This window comes from Candidatus Epulonipiscium viviparus, from assembly GCF_030708075.1.
GTDB classification, from domain to species: Bacteria; Bacillota; Clostridia; order Lachnospirales; family Cellulosilyticaceae; genus Epulonipiscioides; species Epulonipiscioides viviparus.
Genome location: NZ_CP117982.1, coordinates 1,295,752 through 1,314,884, shown reverse-complemented (window position 1 = coordinate 1,314,884; position 19,133 = coordinate 1,295,752). Strand labels below are relative to the sequence as shown.

At 37.0% G+C, this 19,133-nt stretch carries 13 protein-coding genes; 9 read left to right on the top strand and 4 right to left on the bottom strand.

What is annotated here, in order from left to right; all coding sequences use genetic code 11:
* Positions 1 to 20: 20 nt before the first annotated feature.
* Positions 21 to 557, bottom strand: a complete 537-nt coding sequence (locus PCY70_RS05380; RefSeq protein WP_305768718.1) for a cysteine hydrolase family protein — start codon at positions 555 to 557, stop codon at positions 21 to 23.
* A 170-nt stretch (positions 558 to 727) separates the two neighbouring features.
* Between PCY70_RS05380 and PCY70_RS05375 the strand changes: the two genes are divergently transcribed.
* The 4 genes from PCY70_RS05375 (at position 728) to PCY70_RS05360 (ending at position 6,570) form a co-directional block, all read left to right on the top strand.
* Complete coding sequence (locus PCY70_RS05375) at positions 728 to 1,480, top strand: N-acetylmuramoyl-L-alanine amidase (protein ID WP_305768717.1); 753 nt, start codon at positions 728 to 730, stop codon at positions 1,478 to 1,480.
* 280 nt (positions 1,481 to 1,760) lie between these two features.
* Complete coding sequence (locus tag PCY70_RS05370) at positions 1,761 to 2,807, top strand: hypothetical protein (RefSeq protein WP_305768716.1); 1,047 nt, start codon at positions 1,761 to 1,763, stop codon at positions 2,805 to 2,807.
* A 190-nt stretch (positions 2,808 to 2,997) separates the two neighbouring features.
* Positions 2,998 to 5,043, top strand: coding sequence for a PAS domain-containing sensor histidine kinase (locus tag PCY70_RS05365; protein WP_305768715.1), 2,046 nt, complete (start codon positions 2,998 to 3,000; stop codon positions 5,041 to 5,043).
* A gap of 15 nt (positions 5,044 to 5,058) precedes the next feature.
* Positions 5,059 to 6,570 carry a CheR family methyltransferase gene (locus PCY70_RS05360; protein WP_305768714.1) on the top strand — a complete coding sequence of 504 codons (1,512 nt, stop codon included), beginning with the start codon at positions 5,059 to 5,061 and terminating at the stop codon, positions 6,568 to 6,570.
* A 62-nt stretch (positions 6,571 to 6,632) separates the two neighbouring features.
* Here the strand turns inward: PCY70_RS05360 and PCY70_RS05355 are convergent, their stop codons facing one another.
* Together PCY70_RS05355 and PCY70_RS05350 are read right to left on the bottom strand one after the other, a co-directional pair.
* A complete protein-coding gene (locus tag PCY70_RS05355) occupies positions 6,633 to 7,952 on the bottom strand; it encodes an SEL1-like repeat protein (protein WP_305768713.1) in 1,320 nt (439 codons plus the stop codon).
* A 159-nt stretch (positions 7,953 to 8,111) separates the two neighbouring features.
* Positions 8,112 to 9,029, bottom strand: a complete 918-nt coding sequence (locus PCY70_RS05350) for an SEL1-like repeat protein (protein ID WP_305768712.1) — start codon at positions 9,027 to 9,029, stop codon at positions 8,112 to 8,114.
* Positions 9,030 to 9,187: 158 nt separating this feature from the next.
* Here PCY70_RS05350 and polA point away from each other — a divergent pair, with 158 nt between their 5' ends.
* The 4 genes from polA (at position 9,188) to PCY70_RS05330 (ending at position 14,653) form a co-directional block, all read left to right on the top strand.
* A complete protein-coding gene (gene polA, locus PCY70_RS05345; RefSeq protein ID WP_305768711.1) occupies positions 9,188 to 11,785 on the top strand; it encodes a DNA polymerase I in 2,598 nt (865 codons plus the stop codon).
* Positions 11,786 to 11,806: 21 nt separating this feature from the next.
* Positions 11,807 to 12,397 (top strand): dephospho-CoA kinase, encoded by a 591-nt coding sequence (gene coaE / locus PCY70_RS05340; protein WP_029487745.1) that lies wholly within the window; start codon positions 11,807 to 11,809, stop codon positions 12,395 to 12,397.
* Positions 12,398 to 12,471: 74 nt separating this feature from the next.
* Positions 12,472 to 13,017 carry a lytic transglycosylase domain-containing protein gene (locus PCY70_RS05335; RefSeq protein WP_305768710.1) on the top strand — a complete coding sequence of 182 codons (546 nt, stop codon included), beginning with the start codon at positions 12,472 to 12,474 and terminating at the stop codon, positions 13,015 to 13,017.
* 82 nt (positions 13,018 to 13,099) lie between these two features.
* The gene (locus PCY70_RS05330; protein ID WP_305768709.1) at positions 13,100 to 14,653 is read left to right on the top strand and encodes a peptide ABC transporter substrate-binding protein; all 1,554 of its coding nucleotides are present in this window, start codon (positions 13,100 to 13,102) and stop codon (positions 14,651 to 14,653) included.
* A gap of 11 nt (positions 14,654 to 14,664) precedes the next feature.
* Here PCY70_RS05330 and PCY70_RS05325 read toward each other — a convergent pair whose 3' ends face one another.
* On the bottom strand, positions 14,665 to 15,987 hold the full coding sequence (locus tag PCY70_RS05325) for an HlyC/CorC family transporter (protein ID WP_305768708.1): 1,323 nt from the start codon (positions 15,985 to 15,987) through the stop codon (positions 14,665 to 14,667).
* A gap of 211 nt (positions 15,988 to 16,198) precedes the next feature.
* On the opposite strand from PCY70_RS05325, the gene PCY70_RS05320 reads away from it, so the two are divergent.
* Positions 16,199 to 19,111 carry a DUF6240 domain-containing protein gene (locus tag PCY70_RS05320; RefSeq protein ID WP_305768707.1) on the top strand — a complete coding sequence of 971 codons (2,913 nt, stop codon included), beginning with the start codon at positions 16,199 to 16,201 and terminating at the stop codon, positions 19,109 to 19,111.
* Positions 19,112 to 19,133 lie beyond the last annotated feature (22 nt).

The window sequence follows — 19,133 nt, the reverse complement described above, 5'->3', positions numbered from 1 at the left end:
TTATCCTCAGCCCTTATTTATTACACAACAGTTGCCGCAATGACATTCTTAAAATGGTTTAACGCATACGCATGTCCCGCAGCATCAAAGCTTGCCACCCCATCTTTATGCACCACAATCTTGTATCCCAAATTATACGCATCTACTGCAGTATGCAACACACAAATATCAGTACATACTCCTACCAAATGCACCTCATCCACATCGCGCTCCTTCAATTTCAAATCCAATGGCGTTCCACAAAATGCAGAATATCTATTCTTGTCAATTTTCACATAATTTTTGGTTGTATCAATTACAGCGTCAACAGCCCCATACAATGCGCGGCCCTTTTCTTCATAACAATGTAGCGGAAACATATTTCGCTCCTTATTATACGCATCCGACTCATCATGATTATCTGATGCCACTACCACAAAGTCGCCGTTCTGCTGAAACTCTTTCACTAACTCCACAATTTTTTGCTCCAAAGCTTGCCCTGGCTTTCCGCAAGTTAATTTCCCATCATCTGCAACAAAATCGTATATATAATCTATTATTATTAATGCCTTCTTCATTTTTTACCTCCAAAATATTGATTTGATAGCCATTTTTATTTTATGTACATCCACACAAAATAATACTATCTTTATATATGTAATGACCAAAAATATCTACTATCGCGATGCATAAAATTCCAATATTTGCTTATTATAAGAAAATAGAAAATACTAAAGAGGTGATTATTTTGAACACTAGGTTTCTTGCCCCACTTATATTAATTACATTTCTAAGCGCCGTTCCTACTCCTGCAGAAATAACTCCACCCCCCTCATTTACGCTCGACTCAGAGCCCACAGAAAATTTCATCGTCTGTATCGACCCCGGACACCAGCAACGAGGAGATTTCCACGACGAACCCATCGCGCCAGGTTCAGCAATTCAAAAGGCTCGTGTTTCTGCTGGCACTTCAGGCATTGGCACGAAGAAAGCAGAGCACACAGTAAACTTAGAAGCATCGTTGATCTTACGCGATATGCTACAAGAAGAAGGCTTTACCGTAATCATGACCCGCGAGGTTGCAGATGTGAACATTAGTAATTCAGAACGAGCATTAATTTCTAACCAGGCAAACGCAGATCTCACCATCAAAATACATTGTGATAGTATAGCAAACGACTCCAAAACTGGAGCAACAATCCTCACCCCCAGCGATACCAGTAGCTATACCCAAGCCATCTATCCCGAGAGCCAGCAATTTGCCGAGTGCCTGCAAAGCGCACTATCTGCCAACGGCATTAAAGTAAATGGGATCATAAAGCGCAACGATATGACCGGGTTTAACTGGTCTACAGTTCCAGTAATTATTTTGGAAATGGGCTTTATGAGCAACTGGACCGAAGATCAATTACTTTCTACCCCAGAGTATCAGCAAAAGCTAATGGGCGCTGTTGTTACTGCCATCAAAACATATCATAATCAGCATCAAAATACATTGTAATAGTACACGACTCCAAAACCGGAGCAACAACTTTAACCCCCTGCTAGCGATGCCAGCAGATTAATTTATTGTTGCACCGGTTTTTTATGAGCAAAAGCTAATGGCCGCTGTTGTTACTGCCATCAAAATATATCATAATCAGCGATCCACCATAAATTATCGACAATATAATTTCATATTTTTACCATTTTTCTATATTAATTTCTTGTTGTTTCATATATCTATATATTACTAAATATGATATACTGGATAATATATTTTATAGAAAAGAGGACTTCTTATGTTCAAAAAATTTTTACCACTTGCTATATGCGCATTCGCTTTTACAGGATGCACTCAAACCGAATTAACCGAATTAGCCGACTTTCAATCAGCAATCAAGCCAACTGATTCAATCAATTATAACGCAACCGGAACAATCGAAATTTTTTTAGGCTCCGATATACCTCTATCAATCAATATCCTTCAAGAAGGATCTGTTAACCAATTAACTGCAGATAGCGAGATATTCACCGATATTACCTTGGATCTCGACCAATACTACGAAGCGCAACTCTCACGCCTAGAGAAATCTCTCGTTTCGGCAAAATCCGATACCGCAGCTATAGAATCTGAAATTAAAAGTTTGAAAGAAGAAAAAGCCGCTAATGCCGAACTTTTTAACAACCTAACTCAAAGCTACATAATGTACACAATCGATAACGTTAATTATTACAGTACTAATTTTTTTAGTAATTTCCTTTCTTTAACAGATGATTCCTTTGTCTTCGACGACGATTCATTCGCTGCTGACTTCGTTTCTATACCACTGCCCGATTTAACCGCGGACCAAGCAGCGCTTTCGGCTCTTCAGATAGCCGATATAAACGCACTAATATTAGATGGTATATCACTTGATGATTCGCTCACAATACATGAAAATTCTCTTAGCTTCAGTCTTGATCAAAGCCAAACCATCGATTTTGTTTTTCAATTATTAGACAACATCTTCAACAATATTGATTCACTTACCGCGATGGCTGGGTCTGATTTCATTCCAGTCGACTTTGAATCTATAAAAGAAGAATACGAATCAGCCAAATCTAGCTATCTCGCTCTACTCTCTTTCCTACTGGATGCTTCTATGAATTATGAATATGCAGTCGCCGATGATGTTCACACCAGCACATTTGATTTCACTTCTATAATCAACGGCTTTAACATGGGCCTAAAATTAAACTTTACCTGCGACACAACTCTTATAGATTCTTTTGAAATTGATTTTGATTTGCCTTCAATGACTATAGATGATTTTAAAAACGCAATCGAAGCTTCTCCAGATTTTTAATCTGTATTCCAAAAACTGTCGTGCTCCTTTGTGAGATATCCACGGCAGTTTTTTATTTTGTGAAAATTTAGTTGCTAGTTTTATTACAAAAACTTACTTATTTTTGCAAATTTTAAATATTTCTTTTGCAAAATACTAGATTTTTAGATAAGTATATGCTATTATAATTTTAAAAGGAGGCTTAGATGAAGTGGAAGTAATTTGTATAATACTACTAGCAATCTTGCTACTTATAACCAATGTAGGACAATTTTTTATTAACAAAAGGCAGTTAATGACACTAGAAAAAAAACTCACTCAAAAGGCGGCACAGATAGAAGAATGTAAAACCACACAGACTGATACAATCTACGCTATAACCGAAAAATACGGTCGTTCTATGATTACTGTTTTAGACAAGGATCTAAAAATTAAACAAATTTCGACAAGGCTGATAAATTTTTTAGGCTATACCCAAGACGATATTCATCCTAATTTTCTGGAGTCTATTATTGTTCCCGAAGACTATTCATTGCGCCAGCAATATTTGAAAAATATGGTAACTTCTGACAGCACCTCCTTTATTTTAGTCAATCGAATGAAAACTAAAAATGGGGATATTAAATATATTGAATGCTATTACGTATACAATCCCGATCAATTCAATGACGATATCTATATTTCATCTATAGACGTTACAGAGCGCGCGAAAAAAGAAATGGATCTACAAAATTCTTATGATCTAGACGAGCTTTTGCTTAATTCTATAGAAACTAAAGTAGCAGCTGTAGATAAAGACGGCAAAGTAATAGCGCTCAACCGGGCCATGCAAATGTCATTAAAAAATAAGCAAGAATATCATCCTGATTTAGAAGATATATGTCTACGAGATATAAAGATTATTAATAATATGTGGCGAGTTCTTACCCAGAATGAAAAAAATCTTTTGTTCAAACATAAAACAAAATTTCTAAGTGATGAGTCCTGGAATTTAATCAGTATACAAGGCTCTTTTTCTTCAATTGGAGCAATTATTGCATATACCGATATCACAGAATCTGAGCGACTCGATATGTCCATTAGAAAAAATGAGCAAATGTACCACGCAGTTTTAGAAAGGCTACCAATTGGCGTTGTTGCGACTAATCCTAAAGAAGGAATCACCTTCTATAACGAGGAATTTGCCAGACTACTAAAGCTTTCTTCACAAACTGATCTTCTTGGTAAAAATCTCCTAAGCTACATAAGACAAGATAAAAAACGAAAATTTATAGATACATTTTTTAGTTTATCACCTGAAAAATTTAAAAGTATCACACAAACTATGTTAGATAAAGAGGGAACTGAAATAGAAGTAAAAATTGATATGACCAAAGCAATTCTTGACAATAAATTAACAGATATTTTTTCTATTCGAGATATTAGAGACGAATTAAATATCAAAAAATTTAAAGAACGCTTAGATCAAAAAGAAAAACAAATAGAAACCGCAAAATATCAAACCGAGTATTTTGCCAATATATCTCACGACTTGCGTGCACCCATCAATGTCATTTCTAGCGCCGCACAGCTTATGTCTTTACGAGATGTTCAACGCGATTTTGATAATGGCACCATCGATAAATATAGCGAAATTATTAAACAAAATTGTACTAGACTTTTAAAGCTTGTTAACAACGTAATCGATATGAACAAAATAGAATCTGGATTTTATATCATGCATATCTCAAAAGTTAATATAGTAAATTTGGTCGAGGAGCTTACTCTTTCTATTAGAAGCTATACTGAAGCCAAAAATATAGAACTAATTTTTGATACGGAGGTTGAGGAATGTATTGTGGAAATTGATATTGACAGTATGGAACGTATAATTTTAAACCTACTATCCAATGCGGTAAAATTTACACCTAATGGAGGCAAAATTGATGTTAGAATATACCAGGATTTTCCAAATGTAATCATTAGTGTTAAAGATACTGGCAGGGGCATAGAAGCCGATAAGTTAGATATAATATTCGAACGATTTAAACAAGCAAGAACAAAAAAAGACAAAAAAGAACAGGGCAGTGGCATAGGCTTGTCTTTGGTTAAATCATTGGTCGAACTTCAAGGAGGTTTGGTCGATGTAACAAGTGTCGTCGGAGAAGGTTCTGAGTTTAAAGTTATATTACAAAGTGTCAGCGAAGAGGTTGATGATTTTTATAAGGATATTACAACAAATAACGAAAGATTAAATCTGGAATTTTCAGAAGTTTAAAAACGGGGGATAAACATGGATAATTTAATTTGCGATTTGGAAGAGCAGAAAGAAGATGTCGAGGAAATCATCTTTAAGATTTATGAGCGAAAAGGCACTAACTTTGAAGATTACAAAAAGAGTACCATAGTCAGACGCATCAAAAAACGAATGAAAATGCTAGAGCTTAATCATATGCATGAATATATCGATTATATAAATCGCTTTGATGACGAAATAGATACATTACACAACGAGATATTTATTGGAGTTACTGGCTTTTTTCGAGATCCAGACGCTTTTGCTTCATTATATAATGCATTAGATCAAATATATCAAGAAAAAGAACTCGACGAAACCATTCGTGTTTGGAGCGCGGGGTGTTCTACCGGCGAGGAAGCTTATTCTATCGCCATTCTAATTGTAGAATATTTGGAGGAAAAAAACTTACCTATCAACATCAAAATCTTCGCTACTGATATAAACGATATAGCTCTCTCAAAAGCACAAAACGGTATATATACAGAAGACCAACTTGTTGACGTTAACCCAGTTCGACTCAACAAATATTTTGACAAAAAAGGGCAAAATTACCAAGTTAAAAAATATATCAGAAGCTTAATCATCTTCGCTAAGCATAATATAATTTCCGAAGCTCCTTTTTCAAAGTTAGATTTAATTAGTTGCAGGAATGTGCTTATATATTTAGAAAATATCATTCAGCAGAAGGTTTTTGCAGCCTTTGGCTTCTCTCTAAAAGAAAACGGATACCTATTTTTGGGAACCAGCGAAAGCCTCGGTGAAATGGGAAAATATTTTGAAGCCGTAAACTTTAAACAAAAGATTTTTCGACGTCTTAAAATTACAGAAGCTGTCCCTACCTCCACATATTCGACTCCGTTTGAGCATCTTATTAGCCACAAACTTGCCGAAAAAAGTGTAGATAGAGCCATTGGCAAAATTATCGAACTCCTCCAGCAAGAATATATTCCCAAAGGAGTTATCATCAACGAGTCCTACGAACTTATTCATTCTTTTGGTGATGTAAATGATTTTATAAAAATTCCAACCAATCGAATCAGCCTCAATATTTTAAAAATGATTCGCAAAGATCTTGCTGTTCTCATTGGCGCTGCTGTCACAAACTTATTCGTATCTGGCCGATCATTCAGATACGAAAATATCACTCAATCTAACAAAGAGGACGAAATCAATCTTCTCGTAAGTGCATATGTAGACGAGCTATCTAACACTCGCTATGGCATATTGCTCTTTGAAGAAAATAAAAAAGTTACTCATATTTTAGAAACCAAACAATTTAAAGCAGAAGACGATGCAAAAGATACCATAAACTATCTAGAAGAAGAGCTGCGACTTACCAAAGAAAATATGCAAACGCTTATAGAAGAACTCCGAGCTTCAAACGAAGAGTTGCAGTCCATGAACGAGGAGCTAGTATTATCCAACGAAGAACTTCAACATGTTAACGAAGAATTGCAGTCTGCAACAGAAGAATTGTGCGTTATCGAACGCAATAATCACAAATAAACTACAATTCATTGCTGGCGTTGTTGCGATTAGTACTCCGCAACAGCACCTAACCCCCCAAATTAGCTGTTAGCCACTGTATTTTCAAAATTTAACGAAAGCGTCTGATCAGGCATTGTTAATATATAACCCAAACTTCTTCTAGCATCTTGATGGTTTTGATCTGCTGCTTTTTTTAACCATTCTTTTGCTTTATCAATATTTTTTGCAACACCTTCTCCGTTTGCGTAACAAACCCCTATCCCATACTGACCCTGTGGATCGCCTTGCTCCGCGGACTTTATATACCACCACGCAGCTCTTCTCAGATCTTTTTCTACACCACTTCCTGTTTTATAACACAATGCAATTAGCCACTGTCCGGTCGAATCAAATTGATCTGCTGCTTTTTTATACCATGAAAACGCTACCGCTAGGTCTTTTTTAACGCCCTTCTCCATCACATAACACATACCTAGCTCGCATTGCGCTTTTGCATAACCTTTCTTTGCCGCTTTCTCATACCACTCGAACGCTTTGTTCTGAATTTTTATAACGCCCTTGCCTCTTTCAAAACAGCTACCCAATCTATATTGCGCTTCTGCAAATCCCTTCTCTGCTGCCTTTTTGTACCACTCTACTGCCTTTCCTAATTCTATATGAACTCCTAAGCCCTCTTCGTAGCATACTCCTATTGCACATTGCGCCTTTAGATTTCCTTGTTGCGCCGACTTTTGATATAGCTCAAATGCCATTTCATCGTTTTTTGCTACTCCCTCTCCTGTTGAATAAAATCTCGCCAATTTATATTGTGCCTCCAAATGTCCTTGCTCTGCTGATTCCTTATACCATTCTACTGCTTTTTCTAAATTTTTTGCTGTACCCTCTCCGTTATAATAACTATTTGCCAATTCATACTGCGCTCTCACATGCCCCTGATCGGCCGCCTTCTTATACCACCAGATCGCTTTATGTAATTCTTTTGGAACACCATGTCCATTTGCATAACATGACCCTAAATTAAATTGCGCCGCATCATATCCTTGCTGGGCAGATCTATTAATTAATTCTATTGCTTTCTTTATATCCTTAGAAACATGGTATCCACCATAATAAAATATTCCTAGCCAATATTCTCCATATTGATTATTATTTTCGGCGGATCTTTTAAACCACTCAAATGCTCTTCCTAAATTTTTTGTTACACCTTTACCATTTAAGTAATAAATCCCTATTTCATACTGCGAATTAGAGTGTTCTTGTTCCGCAGCTTTTTTAAACCAAGCCATAGATTTTACATAATCTTTTCTTATTCCGCCCCCACTTCCATAATATTTTCCCAATTCATATTGCGCTTGTGCATCTCCATGTTCTGCCGCTTTCTTATATTCTTCTATTTCCATCGCTCTACCCTCCATGATTAATTTAAAATTAATTTAAAATTAATTTAATAAAAATTAACAACACTTTTAAAATAATATATTCTTTTTTTCAATATTTATTAATTAAATCTACATTTTTTTAATAATTTCAATATAAAAGCACCTCTAAGGTGCTACTAATTATTGTTCTATAAGCCTAGCTCTACTACTTTTTTTAAACCACTTGGCAGCCAATTCCATATTTTTCTCTGTGCCAAATCCATTCGCATAGCAGGCTCCCAAACTGGCTTGCGCTTTAATATTCCCCTGCTCTGCAGCTTTCTTATACCATTCAAATGCCTTTACCAAGTCTACTTCTATCCCCTTTCCCAATTCATAGCAGTTGCCTAAACTATATTGCGCACGTGCATTTCCTAATTTTGCTGACTTTTTATACCATTCTACTGCTTTAGTTGTGTTTTTCTCTATGCCATTGCCAAAATAATAGCACGTTCCCAAATTACACATCGCAATATAATCTCCGCGTTCTGCTGCCTTCTTAAAATATTTATATGCTTTAACCATATTTTTTTCTACAACTTCTCCTGTATAATACCAACTTCCTAGTTTACACAAAGCTTCTGTATGCCCTTGTTCTGCTGCTTGCAAATACCATTTTTCTGCAACAGACAAATCTTTTTCCACTCCCAGTCCCTTTTCATAGCAAACTCCCAAATTACACTGCGTTACTGGGTCTCCAGCTGCAACAGCTTTCATATACCACTCTACTGCTTTAGTATAGTTCTTTGCCACTCCTGCTCCCGTCGAGTAACACACTCCCACATTACATTGCGCCTTACAATGCCCCTGATCGGCCGCCCTTTTATACCACCTAAAGGCTTTATATAGACTTTTGCTCATTCCCGTTCCATTCACATTGCATATACCCAAGTTATACTGCGCCTCCGCATAGTTTTGCTTGGCTGATTTTCTAAACCACTTTACAGCTTCTGCTATATCTTTTTGTGTCCCCGCTCCTTTTGCATAACATAATCCTAAATGAAATTGCGCAGCCGCATCGCCTTCATGTGCCGCCTCCATATAATCATGAGCTTTCATAATTTTCCTCCTTTATTAATAAATCCCTACATCCTATTTATATCAAAGTATTATACAAAATATAACAATCTAACCGAAAGTTATCAGCTATAATTTAGAAATTGTTTGAAATTTCATCAATTGTGGTATACTATTAGAAAACAATCGAGGTAATTGTCATGAAAATTATGTTAGTAGATGGCTTTAGTATTGCATATCGCGCATTCTATGGTATGCCATTATTAAGCACAAAAGAAGGCATCTTTACAAATGCTATTTATGGATTCTTAAAAATATTATTCAATTTGCTAGATACACATCAGCCCGATGCGTTAGCTGTAGCCTTCGACTTTGCTGCACCTACATTTCGACACCAATATGCGCTCACATACAAGGCCACCAGAAAGCCAATGCCTTCTGAGCTGCAGCCCCAAATTCCGCTACTGCAAGATCTCCTTTCTGCCATGGGTATCTCGCATATTTCTGCACCAGGATTCGAAGCCGACGATATCCTCGGAACTCTTGCAACCACGGCGGCCGCTGCCAAGCATGACGTGCTTATAGTTTCTGGCGATCGAGATCTTTTACAAATAGCAACCGATTCTATACAGATTCTGATTCCAAAAACTAAACAAACTGGTACAGAAATCGAAAGCTACTATGCCTCAGATGTTGTTGCCAAGTATGGAGTTATCCCCACCGAATTGATAGATGTAAAAGCACTGATGGGCGATGCGTCCGACAATATCCCCGGAGTAAAAGGTGTTGGCGAAAAAACTGCATTAAAACTTATCGCGGAATATAAAAACATTGATACCTTATATGCAAATCTCGAAAATATTAAAGGTGCCAAACTCAAAGAAAACCTCGCAACCTACAAAGATTCTGCCTATGATAGTAAATTTTTGGCTACCATAAAAATCGATATCCCCATAAATTTTACATTGCAAGACTTTTCCTTTAAGCTCGAAGACAATCTTGCCGTTAGAGAGCTCTTCGAAAAATTAGAATTTAAATCTCTGCTAACAAAATTTTCCGCCATACCTGCTACGCCACAAGTTGATGTTGCTTCCATCGTTACCGTTTCTACAACTTCTGTGCTTGCCGATCTCGATACTGCCGCCGTCTTTGCAGTGCTAGAAAATGATACACTATACATGGGTGTTGCGGATGGAAACAATTGCTACTTTATTGCTGCTAACCTAGCTCAGGAATATGATATAATAGCAGTAAAGAATTTTTTCGAAGCAAAAAATATTTCAAAAATACTTCATAATAGCAAGGATTTACGACATATCTTATATAGATACCAAATAAATATTCACGGCAATATTTTCGATACGGCCATTGCTTCTTATTTGATAAATCCTTTACAATCAGATTATGAATTATCTGTCACTGCGACAGGATATGATATTAAACACGTCGATCAATTACTTGGCACTGGCAAAAATAAAATCACCTGGGCAAGCCTTGCCTCGGACATTATTGTTGCACAACTAGGTGCCCGCGCTTCTGCTATGTGGACGCTTCAAACTGCGCAACTCAAAGAACTCACCGACGCATCAATGCTGGACCTATTTTATGATATAGAGATGCCACTTATCGAAGTGTTATTTGATATGGAAATTGCTGGAATCACTGTAGATGCCGCTTTTTTAACAGCGTTTGGCAAAAAACTAGATGCTCTCATTGCAACATTAGAGCAAGATATCTATTCCCTTGCAGATGAAAAGTTCAATATAAGCTCTTCCAAACAACTCGGTTTAATTTTATTTGACAAGCTAGGCATTCCTGCAGGCAAAAAAACGAAGACAGGATATTCCACTGCCGCAAATATTCTCGATAAGCTAAAAGATAAATACGTCATTGTTGCCAAAGTTTTAGAGTATCGACAATATAAGAAATTACACAGCACCTATGTTGTCGGGCTACTCAAGCTTTTAGACAAAAATAACAAGCTTCATTCCACTTTCAATCAAACCGTAACAGCTACTGGAAGAATCAGCTCTGCAGAGCCAAATTTACAAAATATTCCTATTAGATTGGCCTTAGGCAAAGAAATTCGCCGCGCATTCATTCCGTCTAACGATGACTACGTCTTTTTAGATGCCGATTATTCTCAAATCGAATTGCGAGTTCTTGCCAGCCTTTCTGCAGATGCCAACATGCAACGCGCATTCTTAGAAGGCATCGATATACACACATCAACCGCAAGCGAAGTATTTGGCGTCGATACTGTCACACAAGCGCAACGCAATGCCGCCAAAGCCGTAAATTTTGGTGTAGTCTATGGAATAAGCGCATTCTCTCTTGCAGATGATATTCAGGTATCCAACCAAGAGGCGACGGAATATATTGAAAACTATTTTGCTAAATATCCAAATGTTAAACATTATCTAGATTCATTGATAACAACATCTCAAGCAACAGGATATGGTGTTACCCTACTAAATCGAAAACGCAATATTGTTGAATTATTCTCTAGCAATTTCAATACAAAAGAGTATGGCAAACGAATTGCTATGAATATGCCTATACAAGGAACTGCTGCAGACATAATAAAAAAAGCAATGATACAGGTTCACAACGCATTAAAAGGAACGCGCTCTACCCTCATTTTAACTGTGCATGACGAATTATTACTCGAGGTACACAAAAGCGAAATTGAACATATTACAAAGCTTCTCAAGACAGAAATGGAGAGTGCAGTTAAGCTAGCAGTTCCATTGCTAGTAGATGTAAAGTCTGGCGACAGCTGGTTTGCTGCAAAATAACAAAAATATGAGGTGATAAATATGGTTATAGGAATTGTTGGCGGTACTGGTGTTGGAAAAAGTACGATAGTTCAATTGATATCTAAAGCAACATCCACTTTTGTAATAGATGCCGATAAGATCGGTCATGTATTATTAAATAAACATGGCCATGCATATTCAGATGTAGTTTCAGCATTCGGCAACGAAATTTTAGACGCAAAGGGCAATATTGTTCGCAAATTACTCGGTGCTGTTGTATTTGGAGATAATTACCAACTCAACAAATTAAATGCAATTATGCACCCCAAAATTTATTCAGAAATTAAAGATATACTAGCCTCTATCGATTTTGAACGCTATACCTGCGTCTTAATTGATTCGGCTTTATTATATGAAATTGCTCTTGATCAACTAACGGATAAAGTAGTTGGAGTATACGCACCAGACGAGCTGCGCACTCAACGAATCATGAATCGCAACACGCTATCCTACGAAGACGCATTAAAACGAATTGATAGCCAAAAGTCCTGGGATGAACTATCTCAGCGCATAGACTATACAATTTTTAATGACGGTACCATCGAAAATCTCGAGCAACAAATCGAAAAAATGTTAGCAAAACTCTGTTAATTACACGCTGCTATAGCTACTTTTATCGCCGCTGCTATAGCAGTATTATTTATCACAAAAATTAGGAGATCTATATGAATACAAAAATACGAATTTATATATTATTACTTGTATTGATTTTGGGTTTAAGCGGTATTTATATTGCCTATAAAATATACCCTCGACCATATCTTTCGTATGTAGAAGAACTTTCTGAGTTATATGGCCTAGACGAATTATTTATATATGCTATTATACAAACCGAAACTCACTTCGACCCTAACGCAGTTTCTCGCAGCGGCGCTCGCGGGCTAATGCAAATTATGGAACCAACCGGTCTATGGGCCGCAACCGAACTCAAAATCGAAAATTACACTGCAGATGATCTATTTGACCCATATATCAATATGCAAATCGGAACTTGGTATATATCAAGACTTATCAGAAATTATGACAACAATATCGATCTCGCTCTTGCGGCATACAATGGTGGTAGTGGCAACGTTGCTAAATGGCTTAACAATACACAATATAGTCACGATGGTCAGACCCTACATACTATACCCTTTAAAGAAACGCATAACTATGTCATAAAAGTTAATTTTCATTATTTTGTTTATAGAATTTTATATTTTTTTTAATATTCCATGTTTAAATATTTCTTAATCTGTCTAAACTCTAAATAGATAAATTTACCTGAAAGGAGAGTTTCTAAAGATAACTATGAAAATATTACTATACTTGATTTTTACTATTGCTTTATTAGTGGGCTGTTCATCTCGCCAAGATGAGCCAAATACACATCATAACAATGCGGTTTTTGTCGAAAAATCTCAACCAGCGGAAAATCCTTTATTTTTACACGATACTTCCCAATCAGATGACACGATTGTGCTTACATCTAATATCCCCACCACGCTAAACCCTATAACAAATAGCGATGCCGATGTTGCTCAAATGCTAAATCTAATATTTGATACGCTCGTAAATATAGAAATTGATGGTAGCATCAGCCCAAATCTTGCAAAATATTATACCATAAACGACAATAGTAGTAGTGTCACTCTCGTTTTAGAAGACGATGTGTTTTGGCACGATGGCACCGAAGTAGACGCAGATGATGTCGTCTACTCAATTCAATTACTTAAAAATTGTAAAAATAGTGTTTACTATCTAAATTCACAAAATATTTCTTATGCTACTGTTTTAAGCCCCAACACTGTGCAAATTTTTTATTCAACGCCATTTAGCGGAGTGCTTCAAACACTATTTTTTCCTATTATTCCCGAACACATATATCAAAACAATCTAAACGCCGCCCCCGTTGGCAGTGGCGCATATAAATTCGTGCAACAAACCCCTCAAAAATCGTTAAGTCTTGTTAGAAATGATAATTATTTTAAGGGTGCTCCTTTAATTGAATTTGCTAACGTCTATTACGCTCCCGACCATCTTGCCATGTTATCTGCATTCGATAGAGATATAGTCGATGCTGTATATACAGAAGTCATGAATTGGGGCAAATACGAAAAATCTTCCAACAAAATATACGAAATTGCGACAAATAAATATGAGTTTATTGGCTTAAACTTTAACAGCTCAATAATCAAAGATCTCAACGTACGCTACGCACTAAATTATGCATTAAATAAGCAAGCATTAGTAAATATATACTACCTAGGCAATGGCTCTGCTGCAAGCACTCCTATCAACCCAAATAGCTACTTATATAATCACTACGAAGAAACCATGTCGCGCGATATCATTCCACTTTTACTTGCCAAAGCTGGCTTCACAGAAGAGCAGCCTCTTCGGCTTCGAATGCTTGTAAACGAAGATAATTTCGAGAGAAAGCTTATTGCCGAAGGAATCGTAAAAATGTATTCGGACCATGGTATAATAATTATCCCCGAATTTGTAGATGCCAATACATTTAGCCGACGGATAGACGATGGGGAATTTGAATTATTTTTGGGTGGTTGGAAATTTTCGTATATCCCTGATTTTTCATTTATATTCCATTCTGCTGCAGACAATTTTATAAACTACAAAGACCCGCAAATGGACACTCTTCTCGATCTCGCATTTAGAGCAACAGAAGAAAACCTCCTAGACGCATATAACCAACTGCAATTATATATCCAAGATCAGATCCCATATATCAGCTTATTCTTTAAAAGTGGCGCTCTCATTACTCACAAACGCATTACAGGTGTTATCACTCCCACTCCGCTAAATATATATAAAGATATAGAATTATGGGAAATTAGGCACTAAAAAAGGAGGGCTTAATCCTCCTCATTTTCGTTGTTTGCATTTTGGGCTTCTATTGCTTCTGGTTTAATTATAACACGAATTGTATTAATCCTGTTATTATATGCCTCTTCCACAATAAATGTAATGTCATCGGTTTCTATTACCTCCCCATCATGTGGAAATTTATCTAGTAACCCAATTAAATATCCTCCCACCGAATCATACTCGCTTGATTCTATTTTTAATCCCAATCTATCATTAAAATCCGAAATTTTCGAACTGCCATCTACTATATATTCATTTTCTCCCACTGCAACAAAGTTCTCGTTAATAATATCATACTCGTCTTCCAATTCTCCCACTATCTCTTCCACCAAGTCTTCTAATGTTAAAAGCCCTGATGTGCCCCCATACTCATCTACCACAAATGCCATCACTATCTTCTTTTGACGAAGTTCTTTCAGCAACTCTGCTGTTCTTTTGAATTCATGCACAAAATATGGCTCGCGCAACACATTTTTTATATTGAAATTGTCCTGATTAAACTGCTGCAGCAACAAATCTTTGATATAAATCATTCCAACAATATTGTCGTGGCTTTCTTCAAATACTGGCATTCTAGAAAATTGATACTCCTTGTACAATTGAATAATTTCATCGTATGTAGCATCTACGTCGATCGCTACCATATCCGTCCTTGGAATCATAATGTCCTTTGCAAATGAATCCCCAAAATCAAATACATTTGTAATCATTTCTTTTTCCACTGCTTCTATTACGCCTTCTTCGTGACTTACTGTTAAAATGGTTCTCAACTTTTCTTCTGTCATAAATGCATTCGAGCTATCTGCCGACCCTGCAACAAGTTTAATTAAAATATTTGATAGTGCCATTATAATTTTTACTATAGGAGAAAGAACTGTTACTACCAGTCCAATAACTGGCGCCACTATTACTGCAACTTTTTGCGGATTTTGTGCTGCAATCGATTTTGGCGTTACCTCCCCAAAGATTAACACCAATACGGTCATCACTCCTGTTGCTATTCCCGCACCTGCGCTCCCAAAAATATCTGTCGCCAGCACCGTTGACAGCGATGTCGCTCCTATATTTACTAAATTATTTCCCACCAGTATTGCTCCCAATAATTTTTTGGGCTCATCTATTAATTTTTGAACTAGCTTCGCTCCTTTAATATTTTGTGATACCATATGTCTTGCATCTATTTTACTAACTGACATAAGCGCTGTTTCTGACATAGAAAAAAATGCAGAACCCACTATCAATATTGCCACGATTCCTATTTGTATCCACGAAGCTGATGTCAATCCCGTTTGCGCTATCACTTCTTCCATCTACTTACCCCTTCCACTTACCATAGTTATCTACTATATATTTTTTTTATAGCCGTACATATACATTTAGTATATGCAGATTCCATTTGCTTTACGACAAAATATTCAGTTATTTCTTAATTACCAATATTAGCATACACCAATTGTGCCAAGTTTATTAAACTTTCATTTTTTGTTGCCGATATAGTCTATGAAATAGGAGGGAATTTCTATGATAGAAAATATTTCTAATACAAAGATTGCGCAATACACATATTTTACCATGCCATCTGCTGCGCCACAACCCGAAACATCAGATCCCTATTATCCTACGGCAGCTTCAGATGATCTAACTACTCTTTATACCGAAACTTATACCGAAAAAGATTTCGAAAAACTTGTTGCACCTACAGTTGATCAAGATAAAGTTGTTGCACTATCATCGTCTGGCGTTAATGTTGATGATATTCCGCTTAACGAGTACGAATTTTTTGTTGCGGATACCAAAATTTCGAACGACGAAAATGCCATCGCCGATAAAATACGCCGTCTAAAAGAGCATACAGATGGAATGTATAAAACTGCGATGCATGACGACATAATAACTATAAACTCTCTATACATCGGAAGTTATAGTCAGGCAAATAACACTTCCTTTGTTGGGGATTCTGCGACCACCGAAAAAGTACTCAACTTAAATAATCTTCCGGTTACAGCAGGAAACACCTGGGCCGCCGAAAAGCTTATGTCCATTGGTGAAGATGTCTGCGCGACTAACGTTGCCAAGATGCAAAATATTTATAGTGCCGTTGAGATGATGGACCTTCCAGATCCAGATGATGATGCCTCTATTGTTGAAAAGGCAAACGAAATTCTTATCAAAGACAATAAGATGCTCTACACCGAGATGGATATGCAAGAAATTGTTGATACTTTAACTGCTGTGTCTGATACCGACATCGAGCAGGCTATTATTGCAGGGGAGGCTATCACATTTCATTCACTAGCCGCTCGTGTTAAAGCACCTATTTCTCACGAAACAAAAGGAGCTATACATGCAAATATATCACGAATATCTACAACAAATGCAACAACTACTACAAATTCAATTACAACAAATCGAACGCCTGTTACAGCAACACCAAATGCAGATTCAACAAGAATATCACCTTTCGCAAGCTCTTCAGTATCCTCATCAGATGCAGTTACTGACGCTGGTTCAACAAACGCAGATGCTACAACTACAACAAATACGTCGCCTGCAACAGACTCAGCATCAACTACAGTTTCTCAACAAAGCAATGAGGCTACAAAAAGTTTAGTTTTTGAATCCAATGTTGCGGCAAAAGTTAAAGAAATTCGTTCACAAATCAATACCATTCGTGCCAATCTCACTTTACAAGCTGCGCGAAATATCAGCGAGCGTTTACCTCTTGAGAGTACCGAGCTCTCCAAAATCGCTTTAGAACTTACTGCACAACGAAATAAGCAAGTTGAAACTGCACTAGATAATATTAACCTAGACGTTGCTCATAAACAATCTACGGTAGAAACTCTGGGTGTAGTTACGCGAATGAAATATAACAACGATGCTTCACTATTCATTCAGATTCAATCAGATGAAGCTGCAACATTGGCAGATTTTGATCACATACTCTCCAAATACGAAGAACAGGCTCTCACACCTCAAGCATATTTGGGTGAAAGTATCAATACCGTTAAATCACAAATAGCAGGTGTCTTGGCTGCTAATAATATAGAAGTTACACCTCTATCTATTCAGGCGGCAACGGCTCTTGTTGCTAACAATGACGAAATCACACTAGATGAACTAAACTCCACTATGATCATTGCAGCTAAGATGACCGCTTTCTTTGATGAAATGACCCCAGAAATTGTTGCATCTATGATCAAAGAGGGCATCAATCCTTATACCCAATCAATTGATGAGTCTCTCGCTTTTGCTGCCCATAAAAAAATTCCCGCAATGCAAAAGAGCGTCGCCGCCTCTATCGTTGCTCTCGAGGAAAAGGGCCAAATAAATGAGTCTCAAAAGCAAGAGCTTATCGGAATGTTTCAAATTTTAAATTCTATCTCAAAAAACAAAGATGCCGTGATAGGATATATCAACAAAAACGAGCTATCTCTCAATATGGCCAATTTGCAAGCAGCTGTCAAACATGCCACGACTGCATCTACGGGTATTGATGCATCTATAGATAATTTGTTTGGAGAGATCGAGGGCTTCAAAATAGCTGCAGATACAGCAAAAAAACGTATGGATACCGCTCATATTTCCAACAAAAAACTTGCTAATCTTGCAAAAATTATACAAAATAGCCAATTAACTGATCTCAACACTCCAGACCTTGCGTCAAAAGTATCAAGTACTATTTTCCCTTTTGTAAAAGCTGCGGTCAAAAAAGAGCTTGGCAAATTTACAGATTATGATACGCTTCCTGATAGCTTTAAAGAAAAACTCGATGTTGCCAAACATGTCGCACCGGAAGTTATCGATATGCTTGCGGAAAAAGAAATTCCAGTAACCATCAACAACATCTATTTGATGCATAAATTTATTAATGAACCCAAAGAATTTAGCGCTGCACTTGCAAAGGAAGAATTTTTCCCCGAAAGCTTCGAAGAGCTAGAGCAAGAACTAGCCGCCGCTTCTGATCAAGCCGAAGAAACCGCATCCGATGCAATGTCCAATGGCGACACTGCTACATATGATCAAAATAGAAATCTACACGAAATGACTACCTTTTTGCAAAAATTAAATCAGACGGGTAATTCATTTGAGCTCCCCATTACCATAAATGGTGTTGCCAAAATGGTAAATTTATACATCAACAATGATACACATGACCAAGATACCCTAAACGCGGCAATCAGCTACGATACCAAAAACCTCGGCACCGTTACGGCCAATGTGCGTATAGCAAACGATACAGTAAAATACGAAATCACTACCTCTTCTGATGACGCAACCAACAGACTTCAAGCCGGCGATTCGGCGCTAGTAAAGATGATCGAATCCCTGGGATACTCTGTTACTCAAGCAGTATTTACTTCACTTGCAGAATCAGTTACTGCCGAAACAGCTATTGTCGCAGATGATTCCTTAATCAATTTAGTGGTCTAGGAGGTTTCAATGGAAGATAATA